Genomic DNA, 17,466 nt, shown 5'->3' on the forward strand with positions numbered 1-17,466 from the left:
CAGCACCCAGCACCGCAGCGTCACCAGCACCGCAGCACCACGAAGGAGCAGCACCATGAGCACGACCCTCGCGAACCGGCAGCAGACCGAAGTGACCCTCGACACCGAGACGATCGAGGTCATCACCGAGATCGAGGCGCAGGTCGAGGCGCAGGTCCTGGCTGCGGAGGAACCCCGCGTGCCGATGACGTGGGCGCGGCCGGACAGCGGCCTGTGGGTCGCGAACTACGGCGGCTACTACGGCGGGACGGTCGACCGCCAGGGGACGCACTTCTTCGTCGCGGACACCTTCGGGCAGTACGTCGGGGACTTCCGCACACTCGACGAGGCCAAGGCCCGTCTGCTCGAGCGGCTGCAGGTCGTCCTGCCGGACGTGCGCCGAGCCGCCTGAGCCCCGTCGCAGCACCCGCCCTCCGGCGGTCACGGACACAGCCCCACCGGGATCCGGTGGGGCTTCTTCGTGCGCCCGGAACGGGTGACACCGGGCGACGGCCGCCGCGGAACGACGGGGGAGCGGGCGACCCCTCGAACGAGTGGTCCCCCCTATTGGGGACCTGCGCTGTCCCCATCGCGAGTCGAAAACCTGTCAGGATCGGCTCGGCGCCAACGACCGTTCTCTGATCCACGGTCGAGGGCTCCCGCATCGTCTCGACCCGAAAGTGACTCATGCTGCCTGTTCACCAGGGCACCGCTGTGCCTCGACGCCGTCCCGCGCTCCGCCTCGTCGCCGTGCTCGGTGCCACCCTGCTCGCGGGCGCCGGTCTGACCGCGACGACCGCGGTGGCCGCTTCCGAGCCCGCCGCGGCGGTCGACGCGAGCCTCGACGGTGCGCTGCTCTGCAACCAGAACACGCTCTACGCCACGAACGCGGCCGGGCGGGTCATCGCGGTCGACATCAGCGACAGCGACGCGAAGGGCCAGACGGCCGAGGTCGCCACGTTCGGTGCCGAGGCGAACAACGGGCTCGGCATCTCGCGCGAGGGCGTGAAGATGTTCGCCGCGGCGAACGGCGGTACGGCCACCCTGCGCGAGTACGACCCGAAGACCAAGCAGGTCTCGGCCTCGATCGCCACCGACGCGACCCGGTCGATCATCCGCGGTGCCGTCGACCCGTCGACCGGCCTGTACTACCTCGGCGACAACGCCACCAACTCGTGGCTCGGTGCGTACGACCCGTCCACGAAGAAGTACATCGGTCAGGTCGGCCAGATCACCGGCCTGAAGGACGGCAACGGCGACTTCGCGTTCAGCACGCGCGGCCTGCTGTTCGTGGTCGCCGCGGACACCGTGTACCGCGTGAACGCCGAGAAGATGCCGACCACCCCCGGGACGGCGTCGATCGGCACCACGGCGATCGCGACCCTGCCCGCCGGCACGACGAGCCCGGGCATCGCGTTCTCGTCCGACGGGTACCTGTACGTCTCGAACGCCGTCCAGACGAACAACGTGTGGACCACGACCATCTACCAGCTCGACCCGACCTCCGGCGCCGAGATCCGCCACTTCCCGATCATCGGCGACTACCGGGCGAGCGACCTCGCGACCTGCAACTACGCCGACACCCTGACCGGGCAGGCGAGCATCGACGACCGCTGGAACAGCGGCGACCAGTTCGGCCTCGCCATCACCGGCGGCGGCATCACCCCGAACCCCGGCACCCGGGGCACGACGACCGGTTCCGCCAACGGCGTGCAGGCGCAGAAGGCCGGCGCGGTCCTGTCGACCCCGACCAAGAAGTACACGGTCACGCAGACCGCCGCGGGCACCACGGACCCGGCGAACTACGACACGACGTGGAAGGCCGTCGACACGACGACGAACGCCGTCGTCGCGCAGGGCACCGGCAGCACCGCGGCCCTCACGTTCCCGGCGGCGACGTCCTCCGACGGCACCGACGTCGTCGTGACCTTCGCGAACCGGCTCAAGCTCACGCACGCGCAGACCGCGTCCGACGTGTACTCCACCCCGGTCGAGACGGCCCTCGACGTCCCCGCCGCCGGCGTGCTCCGCAACGACCAGGGCACCGGCCTGACGGTCACCGGTCACACCGACCCGCAGCACGGCACCGTCACGATGTCCGCGACGGACGGTTCCTTCCGCTACGTGCCGGCGAAGGGCTTCTCCGGCACCGACCAGTTCACCTACACGGCGACCGACGGCGGGGGCCGCACGTCGACGAGCACCGTGACCGTGACCGTCACCCCCACGACGACCGACGACGCCTTCAGCGTGCACGCCGGCCGGACGGCCAAGGCCGGCGCGGCAGACGGCCTGCTCGCGAACGACCGCGGCTCGCAGCTGACGATCACCGGCAACACCGACCCCGCCCACGGGACCGTCACGGTCGCGGCCGACGGCTCGTACGCGTACACGCCGGCGGACGGCTGGTCCGGCAAGGACTCGTTCACCTACACGGCGAAGGACGGCTCCGGCGCGTCGAGCACCGCCACCGTCACCGTCACCGTCCTGCCGACCGCGGGAGCCGACGACGTCACCGCCACCGCCGGTTCGCCGACGAAGGGGGCCGCACCCGGTCTGCTCGGCAACGACCTCGGCACCGGCCTGACCGTGCAGGGCTCCACCCAGCCCGCGCACGGTTCCGTGACCGTCGCGAAGGACGGCTCGTACACCTACGCCCCGGCCGACGGGTACTCCGGTCCGGACTCGTTCGACTACACCGTGGTCGACCCCTCGGGCAACACCGACACCGTCACCGTGACCGTCCAGGTCGCACCGCTCGCGAAGGACGACACCGTCCGCGTTGCAGCCGGCAGCACGTCCACCGCCGACACCCGGGCGACCGGCGTCCTCGGCAACGACCTGGGCACCGGACTGACCGTCGACTCGAACACCGCGCCGGCACACGGCACCGTGTCCGTCGACAAGGCGAGCGGCACCTTCACGTACACCCCGGCCGACGGCTTCTCGGGCACGGACACGTTCCGGTACACCGCGATCGACGCCTCCGGCGCGCCGACGACCGCGACCGTGCGGATCACGGTCGCGCCGACCGCGGCCGACGACGACGCCCCGACGACCACCGGCACGCCGGTGACCGTCCCCGTGCAGCGCAACGACCACGGCACCGACCTGACCACGACGATCGTGCGCGGCCCGGCGAACGGCACCGCCGTCGTCGAGCAGGACGGCTCCGTCTCGTACACCCCCGCCGCCGGCACCTCGGGTGTCGACACGTTCGAGTACACGGTCACCGACGGCAACGGCGCCACGAGCGCCCCCGCCACGGTCACCGTCACCGTGTCGCCGCGCACCTGGGCCGACACCGTGAGCACGACGGCCGGCACCCGGCTGGCCATCGACCCGGCCACGCTCACCGCCAACGACCGCGGGACGCAGCTGACCGTCACCGACGCCACCGGCGCGGCCCACGGTACGGTCGCGGTCGACCCCGCCACCGGCCGGGTCGTCTACACGCCGCAGGACGGCTTCTCGGGCACCGACACCTTCACCTACACCGTGACGGACGCCTCGGGCACGACGGCCACCGGCACCGTCACGGTCGTCGTCGGTCCGCAGGCCGCGGCGGACACCGCGGAGGCGACCGCCGGCTCGACGCTCACCGTCGGTGCCGACCGTGGCGTGCTCGTGAACGACGACGGCACCGGGCTCGAGGCGACGGTCGACCGCGCGCCGGCGAACGGCACGCTCGACCTGGCCGCCGACGGCTCGTACACGTACACGCCGGGGGACGGGTACTCCGGCACGGACACCTTCACCTACACGGCGACGGACCGCGACGGCAGCACGACCACCGGCGCCGTGACGATCACGGTCTCGCCCGCGACGAAGGCGGACGCCGTCGCCGTCGCGGCGGGCAGCAGCGTCACCGTGACGTCGCGTGACCTCACCGGGAACGACCTCGGCACCGGCCTGCGCGTCACCGGCGTGCGGGACGGCGAGCACGGCACCGCGAAGCGGAACGAGGACGGCACCGTCACGTACACGCCGGCCCCCGGGTACTCCGGCAAGGACACCTTCGCGTACACGGTGACCGACGCCGAGGGCAACACCGCCACCGGGACCGTCGTCGTGACGATCACGCCGGTGATCGCCGGTGGGTCGACCACCGTGACCGCCGACGGCACCACCACGGTCCCCGCGGACCAGGGCGTGCTCGCCGGAGCGACGGGGACGGAGCTGACCGTCACCGACAACACCGACCCCGAGCACGGTGACGTCACCGTGGACGAGGACGGCGGCTACACGTACACGCCGCGGCCCGGGTACTCGGGTCCGGACACCTTCGACACCACGATCACCGACGGGTCGGGCAACACCACGACCGGTACCGTCACGATCGTCGTCGCGCCGAAGGCCGTGGCGGACGCCGCGGAGACCCGCGCCTCGACCCCGGTCGACGTCGCGGTGACGCGCAACGACTCCGGCACCGCCCTGACCGTGCGGTCGGTCACGCAGCCGGAGCACGGCACCGCCACCGTCACCGGTGCCGGGACCGTCACGTACACGCCGGCTGCCGGCTTCTCGGGCACCGACCGGTTCTCGTACACGGTCACCGACCCGACCGGCGGCACCGCGACCGCGGTCGTCACCGTGACGGTCGCGCCGACCGCCGCACCCGACCGCATGCAGACCGGCCCCGGTACCGCACTGCCCGTCGCCGGGTCCACGCTCACCAAGAACGACGACGGCACGAGCCTCACCGTGACGGGGCACGGCACGGCCGCGCACGGCACGGTCAGCACGGGCAGCACGCCGGGATCGCTCGTCTACACCCCGGACCGCGGCTTCTCGGGCACGGACACGTTCGCGTACACGGTGACCGACGCCTCCGGGCAGACCGCCACCTCGACCGTCACCGTCGTCGTCGGCGTCGCCGCGGTCGACCACTGGAACACCACCGCGACGAACGGCACGCTGCGCGTGCCCGCGTCGAAGGGCGTGCTGGTCGGCGACTCGGGCCGCGGCCTGTGGGCCGCGATGGAGACGGAGCCGCTGCACGGAGCGCTGTCGCTCGACCAGGACGGCTCGTACGTCTACACGCCGAAGGCGGACTGGTCCGGACGCGACTGGTTCACGTACTCGGCGAACGACGCCGAGGGGACCGCGGCGTACGCGCTCGTGATCATCGACGTCACGCCCACCGCCGTGGACGACCGTGCGTCGACCACGGCCGGCAAGCCGGTCACGGTGCGGGGCCCGGGCGTGCTCGGCAACGACCGCGGCGCCGGCCTGACGGTCGTCGCCACCGGTCGCGCCCAGCACGGCACGGTCACCATCGCCGCCGTCGGCACCTTCACCTACACCCCGGCGAAGGGCTTCTCCGGCACGGACACCGTGACCTACCGGGCGCAGGACGCCGCCGGCCAGCAGACGACGGCGACCGTGACCACCACGGTCGGCATCGCCGCCGTCGACGACACCGCACGCACCATCGCGGGCACCCCGGTCGCCCGTGACGCCGCCCACGGGCTGCTCGCGAACGACCAGGGCACCGGCCTGACCGCCGCCCTGCACCGCGGGCCGGCCCACGGCGCGGTCCGCGTGCAGCCGAACGGCGCGTACGTCTACACCCCCGCCGACGGGTTCACCGGCAAGGACACCTTCACCTACACGGTGACGGACGCCTCGGGGCAGACCACGACCGCCACCGCGACCATCACGGTCGTCGCCGCGGCCGTCGCCGCGGACGACCAGGCGACCGGCAGCGCCGGCAAGCCGGTCACGGTGCGACCGCTCGACAACGACCACGGCACCGGCGGCGCCGCGCTCGACCCGTCGACGCTGCACCTGCTCGACCCGCGCACCGGCCAGCCGGTCGACCGGGTCACCGTCGACGGCGAGGGCACCTGGACCGTCCGCGACGGCTCGGTCGTCCTCACCCCGGCAGAGGGCCACACCGGCACGCTGTTCATCGGGTACACGGTGACGGACACCGAGGGGCAGTCGGTCCAGGCGACCATCACGGTCACCTACCCGACGGGCATCGCCGCGGTGGTGCACGACGCCGAGCTCGCCTTCACCGGCACCACCGGCCTCGTCGGTCTCGGCCTGGGCGCGCTCGCGCTCGTCCTGGCCGGTGTGCTGCTCGCCTCGCGGCGACGCTTCACCGTCGAGCAGGCGCCCGGCATCCGACGCAGCCCCCGTCCGTAGGGAGCGAGGGGACGGACTGGAGGCCCGGACCACGTCAGCCGATCGGCGGACGTGATCCGGGCCTCCCGTCCGTCCGGGGCCGCTGCGCGGCCGCTGCGGTCGCTACGCGACCGGCTCGACGAGGTGCGGTCCGTCGTTGCGCACGTTGTTCACCGTGCGGGCCACCTCGTACTGCTCGAGCCCGGCCGCCACGGTGAGCGACTCGGCGTCGAGCAGCGACAGCAGGTCACCGGCGGGTCGGTCCCCGTCGAGCCAGGTGTCGTAGCCGTCCGGCGTCAGGAACGCGGGCATCCGGTCGTGCACCTCGCCGGGGGCGACGTGCGCGTCGCGGGTGATGATCGCGAGCGACAGCCGCCACTTGTCGGGATCGCCCTCGGGCTTCGTCGGGTCCGGCCAGGCGCTCACGACGCCGGCCATCGCCAGGGCGCCACCGGGCTCGTGCACGAAGTGCGGTTCCTTGCCGTCCTCGCGCACCACCCACTCGTAGTAGCCCTGCGCGGGGACGATGCAGCGGTTCGACGCGAACGCCCGGCGGAACATGCCGCTCGTCGCCACGGTCTCGATCCGGGCGTTGATCGGCTTCGGCCGCTGCGTCCGGAAGTCCTTCGCCCAGCTCGGCACGAACCCCCAGCTGATCCGGGGGAGCTCCCGCTCGCCGTGGCGCTGCCGCACCGCGTACACGGGGTCGGTCGGAGCGACGTTCCAGCTCGGGGCGAGGCCGGCGTGCACCTCGCCGGTGTCCTCGTCGACGTGCTCGGTGCGGTCGGCGAGCTCGCCGATCAGCTCGGGCAACAGATCGGCCGTGGTGTCGGAGACGACGAACCTTCCACACATGCCGTCCAGTGTGCCCGTCGGAGCGTGTGCGGTCCGGTCGCTCGTGCTCGTGCTCGTGCTCGTGCTGGTGCTGGTGCTCGTGCTCGTGGTCAGCGAGCGGTCTGCGCCTCGGGTGGTTCGGCGGCCTCGGCGGCCTCGGCGGCCTCGGCGGCGCGGCGGGCGCGTTCGGAGCGCCCGAGGCGCACGAGCGTCTCGGAGACCTGCCCGACCCAGACCGCGGCCCAGGCCAGGTACCACCACCGGAGTTGACCGAGCGCGACGAGCGCACCGACCGCGGCGACCACCGACAGGACGGCCGGGGCCGCCCGGCGCAGCGTGCCGATCAGGCTCCGGCGCAGCAGGACGGTGTCGGTGCGGACGACCTCGCGGTCCTCGGGCCGGACGGGGCGCGGCCGGCGCAGCAGGTACGGTTCCACCGCCGCCCGCACCGCGGCGCGCTCCGTCGGCCGCACCTGTCGGCCGTTGATCGTCGCCGACGGGTCCGGCGGGCGCCTCGTTGGCAGGCAGGCGAACACGACCAGCCCCACGCCGACCGCCAGCAGGGCGATGCCGACCGCGCTGCTGGCCGGACCGGTCCCCGTCCAGCCGAGCCGGGCCTGCAGCACCGTCATCGCGGCCGCGGCGACCACCGCGGTGCCGGCCGACCACAGGCCCGCCCGGCGCACACGGCGGCGGTCCAGCACGTCGAAGGCGTGCCGGCGGAACACCTGCCACCCGAGCGCGAGCACGGTCACTCCCCGGGCAGCGCGAGCTTGCTGCCGCTCGGTGTGCCGGGTCGGCCGCGGGCCGGCGGGGGCGGCGGGACGGGCGGCAGGGCCTCGGCCTCGACGCGCAGCTGCTCCTGCCGGCCGAGCGTGCGGACGCCGCCGACCGCCGGGTACGACGAGATCACCGGCAGCAGGATCCAGACCGGGGAGAGGCCGATGACCGTGCCGTCCGCCGGGATCGTGAACGCGTTGAGCAGTGCGGTCCCGAGCAACCCGACGCCCCAGCCGGCGAGCCACAGGTTGCCGCGGAACGCCGCCCGCACGATGAGGTCCCGGGTCACGGGCATGCCCTGGAGCACGGCGTCACGGTGCTCCGGGGCGACCGGGGGCGGGTTGCCGCGGTAGTAGCGGGCGATCGCCTCCTGCGTGCGCCAGCCGATCCGCGGCTCGGGCAGCAGTGCCCACCCCTTCGGACCGATCGGGACCAGCCCTGCTCCGAAGCAGCCGACCCCCAAGGCGAGCAGCAGGGCGACGACGATGCCGGCGACGGGCGGCAGGTCCTCGTCGACGTCGGTCAGCAGGCCGAGCAGGAGCAGGCCGACGAACGCGACCGCACCGACGACGACGCCGACGAGCCGGAACCGGCGACGCATGCGGTCGTCGACGAGCACCGGGAGGCGCTCCCGGTACACCTGCCTGCCGATCGTGAACACACGTCATGTCTACCGGACCGGCGTGGTCGGTGCCCTGCGCCCGTCCGGGTACCGTGCCCTGCTCCCGTTCGGGTACCGTGCGGACGTGATCACGGACACGACCCGGTGCCCCTGCCTGAGCGGCAACCCCTACGGCGAGTGCTGCGGCCCACTGCACGCCGGCGCCGCGGTCCCCACGGCCGAGCGGCTCATGCGCTCCCGGTTCAGCGCGTTCGCCCTCGGGCTGCCGGAGTACCTGCTGCACACCTGGCACCCGCGCACGCGACCGAGCGACCTCGAGCTCGACCCGCAGCAGCGCTGGACCCGGCTCGACGTCCTGTCGACGAGCGCGGGAGGCCCGTTCGACACGACCGGCACCGTCGCGTTCCGCGCGTGGTGGCGGAGCGACGACGACCGCGGCACCCTCGAGGAGACGAGCACCTTCGTGCGCGAACACGGGCGCTGGTCCTACGTCGACGGGGTGGTCGGCTGACCGCGGCCCTGCTCGGGTCGGTCAGCCGATCGTGGCGGGGAGCCCGACGGCGGTGCGCATCGCGCGGCGGACCGCGGCCTCGTCGGGCAGCAGCTCGTCCTCGTCGCCGGTCAGGAAGAAGCGGATCTGGCCGACGGCCTGCTCGGCGAGCATGTCGAGGCCGTTGAGCACCCGTCCGCCCGCCGCCGACCAACGAGTCGACGCCGCGGTCGGCCAGGGTTCGTAGGCGACGTCGAACAGCACGGCATCCGGGCCGGACGGCACGAGGTCGAGTTCGTCCGCCGCTCCGCCGGGCAGGGTCGAGACGACGAAGCCGTGCCGGGTGCCGGCCAGGTCGCCGAGGGGCAGGACCTCGAGCGAGACGCCGAGCCGCACGGCCAGGTCGACGAGCGGGCCGGCCTTCGCGGTGTCGCGCAGGAACACCCGCACGAGCTCGGCCCCGAGCCGGACGGCGGCCGTGAGGGCGCTCGTCGCGGTCGCGCCGCCGCCGAGGACCGTCGCCTCGCCGGGGAGGTGGCCGAGCGCCTCGACCGGGCGCACGAGTCCCTGCACGTCGGTGTTCGCCCCGCAGCGCAGCACCGCGTCGCCGACCGCGCGGAACGCGACCGTGTTCGCCACGCCGAGCTCGTCGACGAGCGGGGTCGTCCGGTCGAGCAGTGGCAGGACCTCGCGCTTGAGCGGCATCGTGAGGCTCAGCCCGCGCCACTCCGGACCCAGCCCCGCGACGAAGGTGTCGAGCCCACCGGAGGCGACCTCGTGCCTCCCGTACGTCCAGGGCAGGTCGAGCACGTCGTAGGCCGCTGCGTGCAGCGTGGGCGAGAGCGAGTGTGCGATGGGGGAGCCGAGCACCGCGAGGTGCGTGCGGCCGGAGTCGGTGAGCGCCACGTGCTCGAGCGTACTCGTCGGCGCGATTAGGTTAGGCTACCCTTTGTGAATCGTTCTCCCCTCCGCTTCCGACGCGTGCTCGCCGCGGCCGGCGCCGTCGTCGCCGCGTCCCTCGTCCTCGCCGGGTGCGCCTCCGGCTCCGACTCGTCGACGGACACCTCGTCGTCGGGCTCGTCCGACGCGGCCTTCCCCGTGTCCATCACTACCGCCCTCGGGACGACGACCATCGAGTCGCAGCCGAAGCGCGTCGTCGCGCTCGGCTGGGGTGACGCCGAGACGGCGCTCGAGCTCGGCGTGCAGCCGGTCGGTGCCAGCGACTGGCTCGCGTTCGGTGGGGACGGCGTCGGGCCCTGGCTCAAGGGTGCCTACACGAAGTCGCCGAAGATCATCCAGACGCTCGAGCCGAGCTATGAGGACATCCTCAAGCTCGACCCGGACCTGATCCTCGACGTGAAGTCGTCGGGCGACAAGGACCGCTACGACAAGCTGTCCGCCATCGCGCCGACCGTGGCGATCCCGAAGGGCGGCGAGAACTACCTGACGACGACCGAGCAGCAGACCACGATGATCGCGAAGGCGCTCGGCAAGGAGTCCGAGGGCAAGAAGCTGCTCACCGGCCTCGACGACGCGTACGCAGCCGCCCGCAAGGCGCACCCGGACTTCGAGGGCAAGACCGCCGTCGTCGGCGCGTACACGTCCGAGGGCTTCGGTGCGTACGCCTCGGCCGACAGCCGCTCGCAGTTCATGGAGAACCTCGGCTTCACGATCCCGTCGGCGATCGACGACGAGGCTGGCAAGGCCTTCTCGGTCTCGCTGTCCGACGAGAACCTCGACCTGCTCGACGCCGACCTCACGCTGATCCTGCCGATCTACGTCGACGCGTCGAAGGCGGAGTCGGACAAGCTGTTCCAGAAGGTGCCGTCGGTCGAGGCCGGTCACTCGATCGTCTTCGACGACGCCGACGTGTCCTCGGCGTTCTCGATGGGCACCACGGCCGCGATCGAGTGGGCGCTCGACAAGCTGCCCGCCCAGTTCGAGGAGAAGCTCGGCTAGGACGAGCCTGCCTGCTCCGAGCCTGCTTGATCCGAGCCTGCTTGATCCGAGCCTGCTTGCTCCGAGCCTGCTTGCTCCGACGACGAACGCGCACGGCCGACCGGAAGACCGGTCGGCCGTGCGCGTTCGTGTGGGTGCGTGCGCTCGCGCGCGCCAGCGTCAGACGCCGATCGTCGAGCCGAGCAGCGCGAACACCAGGGCGATGAACGGCAGCGTGCCCTGCTTGAACGCCGAGTTGAGGTACCGACGACCGGTGCCCGCCAGGATCACCGCGGCGCCGAGCATGCTCGCCGTCGAGAACACCACGAGCGTCCACCCGCTCGTCGTGCTGCCCGCGATGACGAGCACGACACCGAGCAGCGCGCCGATCGCCAGGAACAGGTTGTAGAAGCCCTGGTTGAACGCCAGGGTGCGCGTCGCCTGCAGATCGTTCTCCGACGCGATGCCGAACGTCCGGCGGGCCCGCGGACTGGTCCACGCCACCGATTCCAGGAAGAAGATGTACACGTGGACGAGGCCGGCGAGCACCGCGAACACGCCCGAGATCACGAGCAGGACTGACATGCACTCATTCTCGCAGGCGCGCGGGGCAGCCGGGCACGCCCGCGACGCGACGCGCGGTCCCCGGTGCCCTGAGACGTGCCCTGAGACGAGCGCCGAGACGAGCGCCGAGACGAGCGCTGAGACGTGCACTGAGACGGGACTGAGACGGGCGCCGAGACGGGCGCTGTGCGGGTGTGCGGCGGCCGGTCGGGCGTGCTGCGGGCGGCCAGTGTGCGCCAGTAGGCTCGGGCCATGAACGACGACGTCTCCACGCCTTCGGCCACGACCCCGCCATCGCCCGCGAGCGACGCGTCGGCGGCCGCCGTCGCCGAACTGCGGAGCATCCGGCAGAGCATCGACAACATCGATGCCGCCGTGATCCACATGCTCGCGGAGCGGTTCAAGTACACGCAGCGGGTGGGGCACCTCAAGGCCGAGTCGGGCATGCCCGCCGCCGACCCGGAGCGCGAGCAGATCCAGGTCGCGCGACTCCGGTCGCTCGCCGGTGAGTCCCACCTCGACCCGGCCTTCGCGGAGAAGTTCCTGAACTTCATCGTCGCCGAGGTGATCCACCACCACGAGCGCATCGCCGGGCGCGACGAGTGAGCGTCGACGTGCCGACCCTGCTCGTCGGCTCCTACACCGCGACCGGTGGCGGCACCGCGACCGGCATCTCGATCGTCGACGACGGAGCGGCCCGCACGGTCGCCGTGCTCGACGACCCCTCGTTCCTGGCGGTCGACGGTGACCGGGTCTACGCCGTCTCCGAGGTCGCCGACGGCAGTGTCTCGGCCTTCCGCCTGGAGCACGGCGCCCTCGAGCACCTCTGGGACGCCCCGGCCGGCGGTGACGCCCCGTGCCACGTCCGGGTCGACCCCTCCGGCACGATCGTCGTCACGAACTACGTCTCCGGCACGGTCACTGCCGTCGGGCTGGCCGCCGCCGAGGCGGGTGCCGGCGCTGCCGTCCCCGACGACGCGGTCGCCGTCGCGGTGCTGCCGGACACCACCGGTCCGGTCGAGGACCGGCAGGAGGGCCCGCACGCCCACCAGTCGATCGGCACCCCGGACGGCACCGTGCTCGTCGCCGACCTCGGCGGGGACGCCCTGCACGAGTTCCGCGTCGCGGTCTCGTCCGACGGCACCCCGACGATCGACCCCCTGCACGTGCACCACGTCGCACCCGGCGTCGGACCGCGGCACATGGCGTGGCACGACGGCGACCTCATCGTCGCCGGCGAGCTCGACGGCCAGGTGCACCGCCTGCGCCGCGACGACACCGGGTCCTTCCGGGTCGTCGCGTCCACGCCCACCTTCGACGGTGCGGTCGGCGAGTCCCTGCTGAGCCACCTCGAGGTCGACGACGCCGGACGCGTCGTCGTCGCCGTCCGTGGCCGCGACGTCGTCGTCGTGCTCGACACCGCCGACGGCGGACTGACGGTCACCGGCTCGGCGCCCTGCGGCGGGGTCTGGCCGCGACACTTCGCCCGGGTTCCCGGCTACCTGCTCGTCGCGAACCAGATGTCGGACGCGATCGCGGTCCTGCCGGTCGGCGACGACGGCGTGCCCGGCCCGGCGGTGGAACAGATCGCGGTCGGCACGCCCGCCTGCATCGTCGCGGTCTAACCATGGCCGCTGCACCGGGAGACCCCGAGTACCGCATCGTCGTCGGGCCGCCGCCGCTCGACGACTACCTGCGCCTGCGCCGGAACTCCGGACTGTCCCCGAAGGACCCCGCCCAGGGCGCCGGTGCGATCGCCGGCAGCTGGTCGGCGTGCCACGTGGTGGACGAGCACGGCACACCGGTCGCGATGGGGCGGACGATCGGCGACGGCGGGTGGTACTTCCACATCGCCGACATCGCCACCGACCCCGCGCACCAGCGACGGGGCCTCGGCCGTCGGGTCGTCGAGTGGTTGCTCGCGGACGTCCGCGACCGGGCGCCGGCCGGCGCGTACGTCACGCTCGTCGGGGACCCACCCGGTCAGCGGCTCTACCGGTCGCTCGGGTTCGACGACGTCGCGCCGAGCCTCGGGATGGCGCTGCGACTCGAGTGACGTCGCGGTGCCGCTCGAGGGCTAGAACTCGATCAGGTTCTCGAACGGGCGACCCTCGGCCAGCGCGGCGACCTGGCGGCGCATCAGGTCGACGGACCGCGGGACGCTCAGGTCGGTGTTGCCGCCGACGTGCGGCGTGAGCACCGTGTTCGGCGTCGTCCACAGCGGGTGGCCGGAGGGCAGGGGCTCGGGGTCGGTGACGTCGAGCGCCGCGAACAGCCGCTCGGACTGCAGCTCCGCCACCAGCGCGTCGGTGTCGACGACCTTGCCGCGGGCGACGTTCACCACCAGGGCCCCGTCGGGCAGGGCGGCGAGCAGTCGGGCGTCCACCAGCCCCTCGGTCTCGTCGGTGAGCGGCGCGATGAGCACGAGCACGTCGGTGGTCACCGCGAGCTCGCGCAGCGCACCGAAGGCGTGCACCTGGCGCCCGTCCTGCTCGCGAGCGGTCCGGGCCACGACGGTGACCTCGGTGCGGAACGCCTCGAACCGGGTGGCGATCGCCGAACCGATCGCGCCGTAGCCGACGACCGTCACGCGCCGGTCGGCGAGCGAGCGGGTCTCACGCGCGTCCCAGACGCCGTTCGCCCGGTCGGCCTGGAACGCCGCGATCTCGCGGAGCGAGGTCAGCGCCAGGCCGACCGCCAGCTCGGCGGTCTCGTCGTCGTGGATCCCGCGACCGTTCGCGAGCTTCGCGTGCCCGGGGACGTGCGGCACCGCGTGCTCGTAGCCGGCGCTCGGCAGCTGCAGGAGCTCGAGCGCCGGCAGGTCGTGCACGAACTGCCACCGGTGCCGTCCGGCGAAGTAGAACGGCAGGAACGTGATGGCGACGTCGTCGGGCCGTCCGTACGGCGCCTCGACGTCCCAGACGTCCAGCTCGATGCCGTCCGGCACGGGGCCGAACCGGTCGACGAGCTCGGCGAAGGGCAGGGTGACGATCGGCATCCCGGGTCGCTCGCGGGGCCTAGGCGTCCGTGCGCGGCGAGAACGCGCCGTCGGAGTCGAGCGGCCCGCGGCCGACGTACCCCTCGGTGACGTCCTCGACGATCACGTCGCCGAAGCGGGACGGCAGCGTGGCACGGTGCGTGCCGCGGAGCTCGTCCACCGACGCCTCGAACGCGCCCTGGACCTCGAGCGCGTCCGACGTGGCGTCGGTCACACCGATGCGCAGCACCGGGAAGCCCCGGCCGTCGCACAGGCCCTGGAACCGGACGTCGTCCTCACGACGGACGGTCACGATCACGCGACCCGTCGACTCGGAGAACAGCGCGGTCGCGGTGTCGACACCGTCGCGGGACTCCAGCTCGTCCAGCACCACGCGGGCGCCGATGCCGAAGCGCAGTACCGACTCGGCGAGGGACTGGCCGAGGCCGCCGTCCGCCAGGTCGTGGGCACTCGTCAGGAGCTGCTCGCTCGTCGCGGCCTGCAGCAGGTCGGCGAGGGCCTTCTCGCGGCCCAGGTCGACCGCCGGGGGACGACCGCCGAGGTGGCCGTGCACGGTGCCGGCCCACGCCGAGCCGTCGAGCTCGAGCGAGGTCGTGCCGAGCAGGTAGATGTTGTGGCCGTCGTCCTGCCAGCCCGAGGGGACGCGCTTCGCGACGTCGTCGATGATGCCGAGCACGCCGACGACGGGCGTCGGGTGGATCGGGGTCGTGCCCGTCTGGTTGTAGAACGAGACGTTGCCGCCGGTGACCGGGATGCCGAGCTCCATGCAGCCGTCGGCGAGCCCCTCCACCGCCTCGGAGAACTGCCACATGACCTCGGGGTTCTCGGGGGAGCCGAAGTTCAGGCAGTCGGTGACGGCGGCGGGGACGGCGCCGGTGACGGCGACGTTGCGGTACGCCTCGGCGAGGGCCAGGCGCGCACCCTGCTTCGGGTCGAGCTGGCAGTAGCGGCCGTTGGCGTCGGTGGCGATCGCGACACCGAGGCCGGTCTCCTCGTCGACGCGGATCATGCCGCCGTCGTCGGGGAAGGAGAGCGCGGTGTTGCCGAGCACGTAGGTGTCGTACTGGTTCGTGACCCAGTTCTTCGACGCCAGGTTCGGCGAGCCGAGCAGGCTGAGGAACTGCGCCTTGATCGCCGGGCCGTCGACCGGACGGTCGAGCGAGGCGGCTGTGTCGGCCTGCAGCGCGTCGATCCAGGTCGGGTAGGCGACCGGGCGGTCGTAGACCGGGCCGTCGACGGCGACGGTGCGCGGGTCGACGTTCACGATCTCCTGGCCCTGCCAGTCGATGACGAGCCGGCCGGTGCCGGTGACCTCGCCGAGGACGCTGGTCTCGACCTCCCACTTGCCGACGACGCGCAGGAACTCGTCGAGCTTGTCGGGGCGGACGACCGCCATCATGCGCTCCTGGCTCTCCGACATCAGGATCTCTTCGGCGGTGAGCGTGGGGTCGCGCAGCAGGACGTCGTCGAGCGAGATGTGCATGCCACCGTCGCCGTTGCTCGCCAGCTCGGACGTGGCGCACGAGATGCCCGCGGCACCGAGGTCCTGGATGCCCTCGACGAGTTCCTGCTGGAACAGCTCGAGGCAGCACTCGATGAGGACCTTCTCGGCGAAGGGGTCGCCGACCTGCACGGCGGGGCGCTTGGTCGGGCCGCCCTCGGTGAAGGTGTCGGACGCCAGGATCGAGGCACCGCCGATGCCGTCGCCACCGGTGCGGGCACCGAACAGGACGACCTTGTTGCCGGCACCGGACGCGTTGGCCAGGTGCAGGTCCTCGTGGCGCAGGACGCCCACGGCCAGGGCGTTCACCAGCGGGTTGCCCTGGTACACCGGGTCGAAGTAGGTCTCGCCACCGATGTTCGGCAGGCCGAGGCAGTTGCCGTAGAACGAGATGCCGCCGACGACACCGTGCACGACGCGCGCGGTGTCCTCGTGGTCGATCGCACCGAAGCGGAGCTGGTCCATCACGGCGACCGGACGGGCACCCATCGAGATGATGTCGCGGACGATGCCGCCGACACCGGTGGCCGCGCCCTGGTAGGGCTCGACGTAGGACGGGTGGTTGTGCGACTCGACCTTGAAGGTGACGGCCCACCCGTTGCCGACGTCGACGACCCCGGCGTTCTCGCCCATGCCGACCATCAGGTTCTTCGTCATCTCCGGCGTGACCTTCTTGCCGAACTGACGGAGGTAGTTCTTCGAGGACTTGTACGAGCAGTGCTCGCTCCACATCACCGAGTACATCGCCAGCTCGCCCGAGGTGGGGCGGCGGCCGAGGATCTCCTTGATGCGGGCGTACTCGTCGGGCTTCAGCCCCAGCGCCTCGTACGGCTGTTCCTTGTCGGGGGTCGCTGCCGCGTCCTGCACGGTGTCGGGCTTCGGGCGAACGGAGGTCGTCACGGTGTCGTTGTTCCCTGTCACTGGAGTCGCGGTCACTTGACCAGCGTGGACTCGATCACGGAGGTGAAGAAGGTGAGGCCGTCGGTGCCGGAGGCCATGGCGGCGGGGGTGTCCGGACCGAAGCCGGCCTCCGTCGCGTGCTCGGGGTGCGGCATGAGCCCGACGACGTTGCCGCGCTCGTTCGAGACGCCGGCGATGTCGTCGATCGATCCGTTCGGGTTGACGCCCAGGTAGCGGAACACGACCTGGCCGTTGTCCTCGATGCGCTTGATCTCGTCGGCGTCGGCGACGAAGCGGCCGTCGGCGTTCTTGAGCGGGATCGTGATCTCCTGCTCGGGCGCGAAGCCCGAGGTCCACGCCGTCGAGGTGGTCTCGACCCGGAGCTTCTGGTCGCGGCGGATGAACTGCTGGTGCGCGTTGCGGGTGTGCGCGCCGGGGACCAGTCGGGCCTCGGCCAGCATCTGGAACCCGTTGCAGATGCCGAGGACAGGCATGCCCTTGCCCGCGGCGTCGATGACCTCGGCCATGATCGGGGCCTTGGCCGCGATCGCACCGGCGCGCAGGTAGTCGCCGTAGGAGAACCCGCCGGGCAGCACGATCGCGTCGACGCCCTGCAGGTCGTGGTCGCCGTGCCAGAGGGCGACGGGGTCGGCACCGGCGAGACGGACCGCGCGCTGGGCGTCGCGGTCGTCGAGCGAGCCGGGGAAGGTGATGACGCCGATGCGCAT

Annotated in this window: 15 protein-coding genes; 7 read left to right on the forward strand and 8 right to left on the reverse strand. The window is 72.5% G+C overall.

Annotated elements, in window-relative coordinates; all coding sequences use genetic code 11:
- Positions 1–55: 55 nt before the first annotated feature.
- Positions 56–391, forward strand: a complete 336-nt coding sequence (locus tag DEI99_RS02495; protein ID WP_181434464.1) for a hypothetical protein — start codon at positions 56–58, stop codon at positions 389–391.
- 302 nt (positions 392–693) lie between these two features.
- Entirely contained in the window at positions 694–6,132 is a 5,439-nt protein-coding gene (locus DEI99_RS02500) for an Ig-like domain-containing protein (protein ID WP_146247121.1), read from the forward strand.
- Positions 6,133–6,234: 102 nt separating this feature from the next.
- Here the strand turns inward: DEI99_RS02500 and DEI99_RS02505 are convergent, their stop codons facing one another.
- The 3 genes from DEI99_RS02505 to DEI99_RS02515 form a co-directional block, all read right to left on the reverse strand.
- Complete coding sequence (locus tag DEI99_RS02505; protein ID WP_111042011.1) at positions 6,235–6,966, reverse strand: SOS response-associated peptidase; 732 nt, start codon at positions 6,964–6,966, stop codon at positions 6,235–6,237.
- An 89-nt stretch (positions 6,967–7,055) separates the two neighbouring features.
- Positions 7,056–7,694, reverse strand: a complete 639-nt coding sequence (locus DEI99_RS02510; protein WP_284180933.1) for a hypothetical protein — start codon at positions 7,692–7,694, stop codon at positions 7,056–7,058.
- 2 nt (positions 7,695–7,696) lie between these two features.
- Positions 7,697–8,386: a hypothetical protein gene (locus DEI99_RS02515; protein ID WP_284180934.1), complete on the reverse strand. Its 690-nt coding sequence runs from the start codon at positions 8,384–8,386 to the stop codon at positions 7,697–7,699.
- A gap of 85 nt (positions 8,387–8,471) precedes the next feature.
- On the opposite strand from DEI99_RS02515, the gene DEI99_RS02520 reads away from it, so the two are divergent.
- Positions 8,472–8,858: a YchJ family protein gene (locus DEI99_RS02520; RefSeq protein ID WP_111043058.1), complete on the forward strand. Its 387-nt coding sequence runs from the start codon at positions 8,472–8,474 to the stop codon at positions 8,856–8,858.
- A 21-nt stretch (positions 8,859–8,879) separates the two neighbouring features.
- On the opposite strand, the gene DEI99_RS02525 is transcribed toward DEI99_RS02520, so the two are convergent.
- On the reverse strand, positions 8,880–9,743 hold the full coding sequence (locus tag DEI99_RS02525; RefSeq protein ID WP_111043055.1) for a shikimate dehydrogenase family protein: 864 nt from the start codon (positions 9,741–9,743) through the stop codon (positions 8,880–8,882).
- Between the two features lie 45 nt (positions 9,744–9,788).
- Here DEI99_RS02525 and DEI99_RS02530 point away from each other — a divergent pair, with 45 nt between their 5' ends.
- Positions 9,789–10,796 carry an iron-siderophore ABC transporter substrate-binding protein gene (locus tag DEI99_RS02530; RefSeq protein ID WP_071256808.1) on the forward strand — a complete coding sequence of 336 codons (1,008 nt, stop codon included), beginning with the start codon at positions 9,789–9,791 and terminating at the stop codon, positions 10,794–10,796.
- Between the two features lie 159 nt (positions 10,797–10,955).
- Here DEI99_RS02530 and DEI99_RS02535 read toward each other — a convergent pair whose 3' ends face one another.
- Entirely contained in the window at positions 10,956–11,360 is a 405-nt protein-coding gene (locus DEI99_RS02535; RefSeq protein ID WP_181434543.1) for a DUF1304 domain-containing protein, read from the reverse strand.
- Positions 11,361–11,591: 231 nt separating this feature from the next.
- On the opposite strand from DEI99_RS02535, the gene DEI99_RS02540 reads away from it, so the two are divergent.
- The 3 genes from DEI99_RS02540 to DEI99_RS02550 are packed head-to-tail and all read left to right on the forward strand — an operon-like array spanning position 11,592 to position 13,395.
- The gene (locus tag DEI99_RS02540; protein WP_071256806.1) at positions 11,592–11,945 is read left to right on the forward strand and encodes a chorismate mutase; all 354 of its coding nucleotides are present in this window, start codon (positions 11,592–11,594) and stop codon (positions 11,943–11,945) included.
- Entirely contained in the window at positions 11,942–12,964 is a 1,023-nt protein-coding gene (locus tag DEI99_RS02545) for a lactonase family protein (RefSeq protein WP_111043054.1), read from the forward strand. Before DEI99_RS02540 ends, DEI99_RS02545 begins: the two co-directional genes overlap by 4 nt.
- A 2-nt stretch (positions 12,965–12,966) precedes the next feature.
- Positions 12,967–13,395 carry a GNAT family N-acetyltransferase gene (locus DEI99_RS02550; protein ID WP_111043053.1) on the forward strand — a complete coding sequence of 143 codons (429 nt, stop codon included), beginning with the start codon at positions 12,967–12,969 and terminating at the stop codon, positions 13,393–13,395.
- A 21-nt stretch (positions 13,396–13,416) separates the two neighbouring features.
- On the opposite strand, the gene DEI99_RS02555 is transcribed toward DEI99_RS02550, so the two are convergent.
- The 3 genes from DEI99_RS02555 to purQ are packed head-to-tail and all read right to left on the reverse strand — an operon-like array spanning position 13,417 to position 17,466.
- On the reverse strand, positions 13,417–14,337 hold the full coding sequence (locus DEI99_RS02555) for a 2-hydroxyacid dehydrogenase (protein ID WP_111043052.1): 921 nt from the start codon (positions 14,335–14,337) through the stop codon (positions 13,417–13,419).
- 19 nt (positions 14,338–14,356) lie between these two features.
- Entirely contained in the window at positions 14,357–16,738 is a 2,382-nt protein-coding gene (gene purL / locus DEI99_RS02560; RefSeq protein WP_258369662.1) for a phosphoribosylformylglycinamidine synthase subunit PurL, read from the reverse strand.
- A 32-nt stretch (positions 16,739–16,770) separates the two neighbouring features.
- Complete coding sequence (gene purQ, locus DEI99_RS02565; RefSeq protein ID WP_111043056.1) at positions 16,771–17,466, reverse strand: phosphoribosylformylglycinamidine synthase subunit PurQ; 696 nt, start codon at positions 17,464–17,466, stop codon at positions 16,771–16,773.

The sequence above is a fragment of the Curtobacterium sp. MCLR17_036 genome, assembly GCF_003234445.2.
In the GTDB taxonomy this organism is placed as follows: domain Bacteria; phylum Actinomycetota; class Actinomycetes; order Actinomycetales; family Microbacteriaceae; genus Curtobacterium.

Excerpts from the sequence above, each read along its gene's own strand:
- DEI99_RS02495 (WP_181434464.1), top strand. The coding sequence starts at position 56 with ATGAGCACGACCCTCGCGAACCGGCAGCAGACCGAAGTGACCCTCGAC.
- DEI99_RS02505 (WP_111042011.1), bottom strand. The coding sequence starts at position 6,966 with ATGTGTGGAAGGTTCGTCGTCTCCGACACCACGGCCGATCTGTTGCCC.
- DEI99_RS02535 (WP_181434543.1), bottom strand. The coding sequence starts at position 11,360 with ATGTCAGTCCTGCTCGTGATCTCGGGCGTGTTCGCGGTGCTCGCCGGC.
- DEI99_RS02540 (WP_071256806.1), top strand. The coding sequence starts at position 11,592 with ATGAACGACGACGTCTCCACGCCTTCGGCCACGACCCCGCCATCGCCC.
- DEI99_RS02550 (WP_111043053.1), top strand. The coding sequence starts at position 12,967 with ATGGCCGCTGCACCGGGAGACCCCGAGTACCGCATCGTCGTCGGGCCG.
- DEI99_RS02555 (WP_111043052.1), bottom strand. The coding sequence starts at position 14,337 with ATGCCGATCGTCACCCTGCCCTTCGCCGAGCTCGTCGACCGGTTCGGC.
- purQ (WP_111043056.1), bottom strand. The coding sequence starts at position 17,466 with ATGCGCATCGGCGTCATCACCTTCCCCGGCTCGCTCGACGACCGCGAC.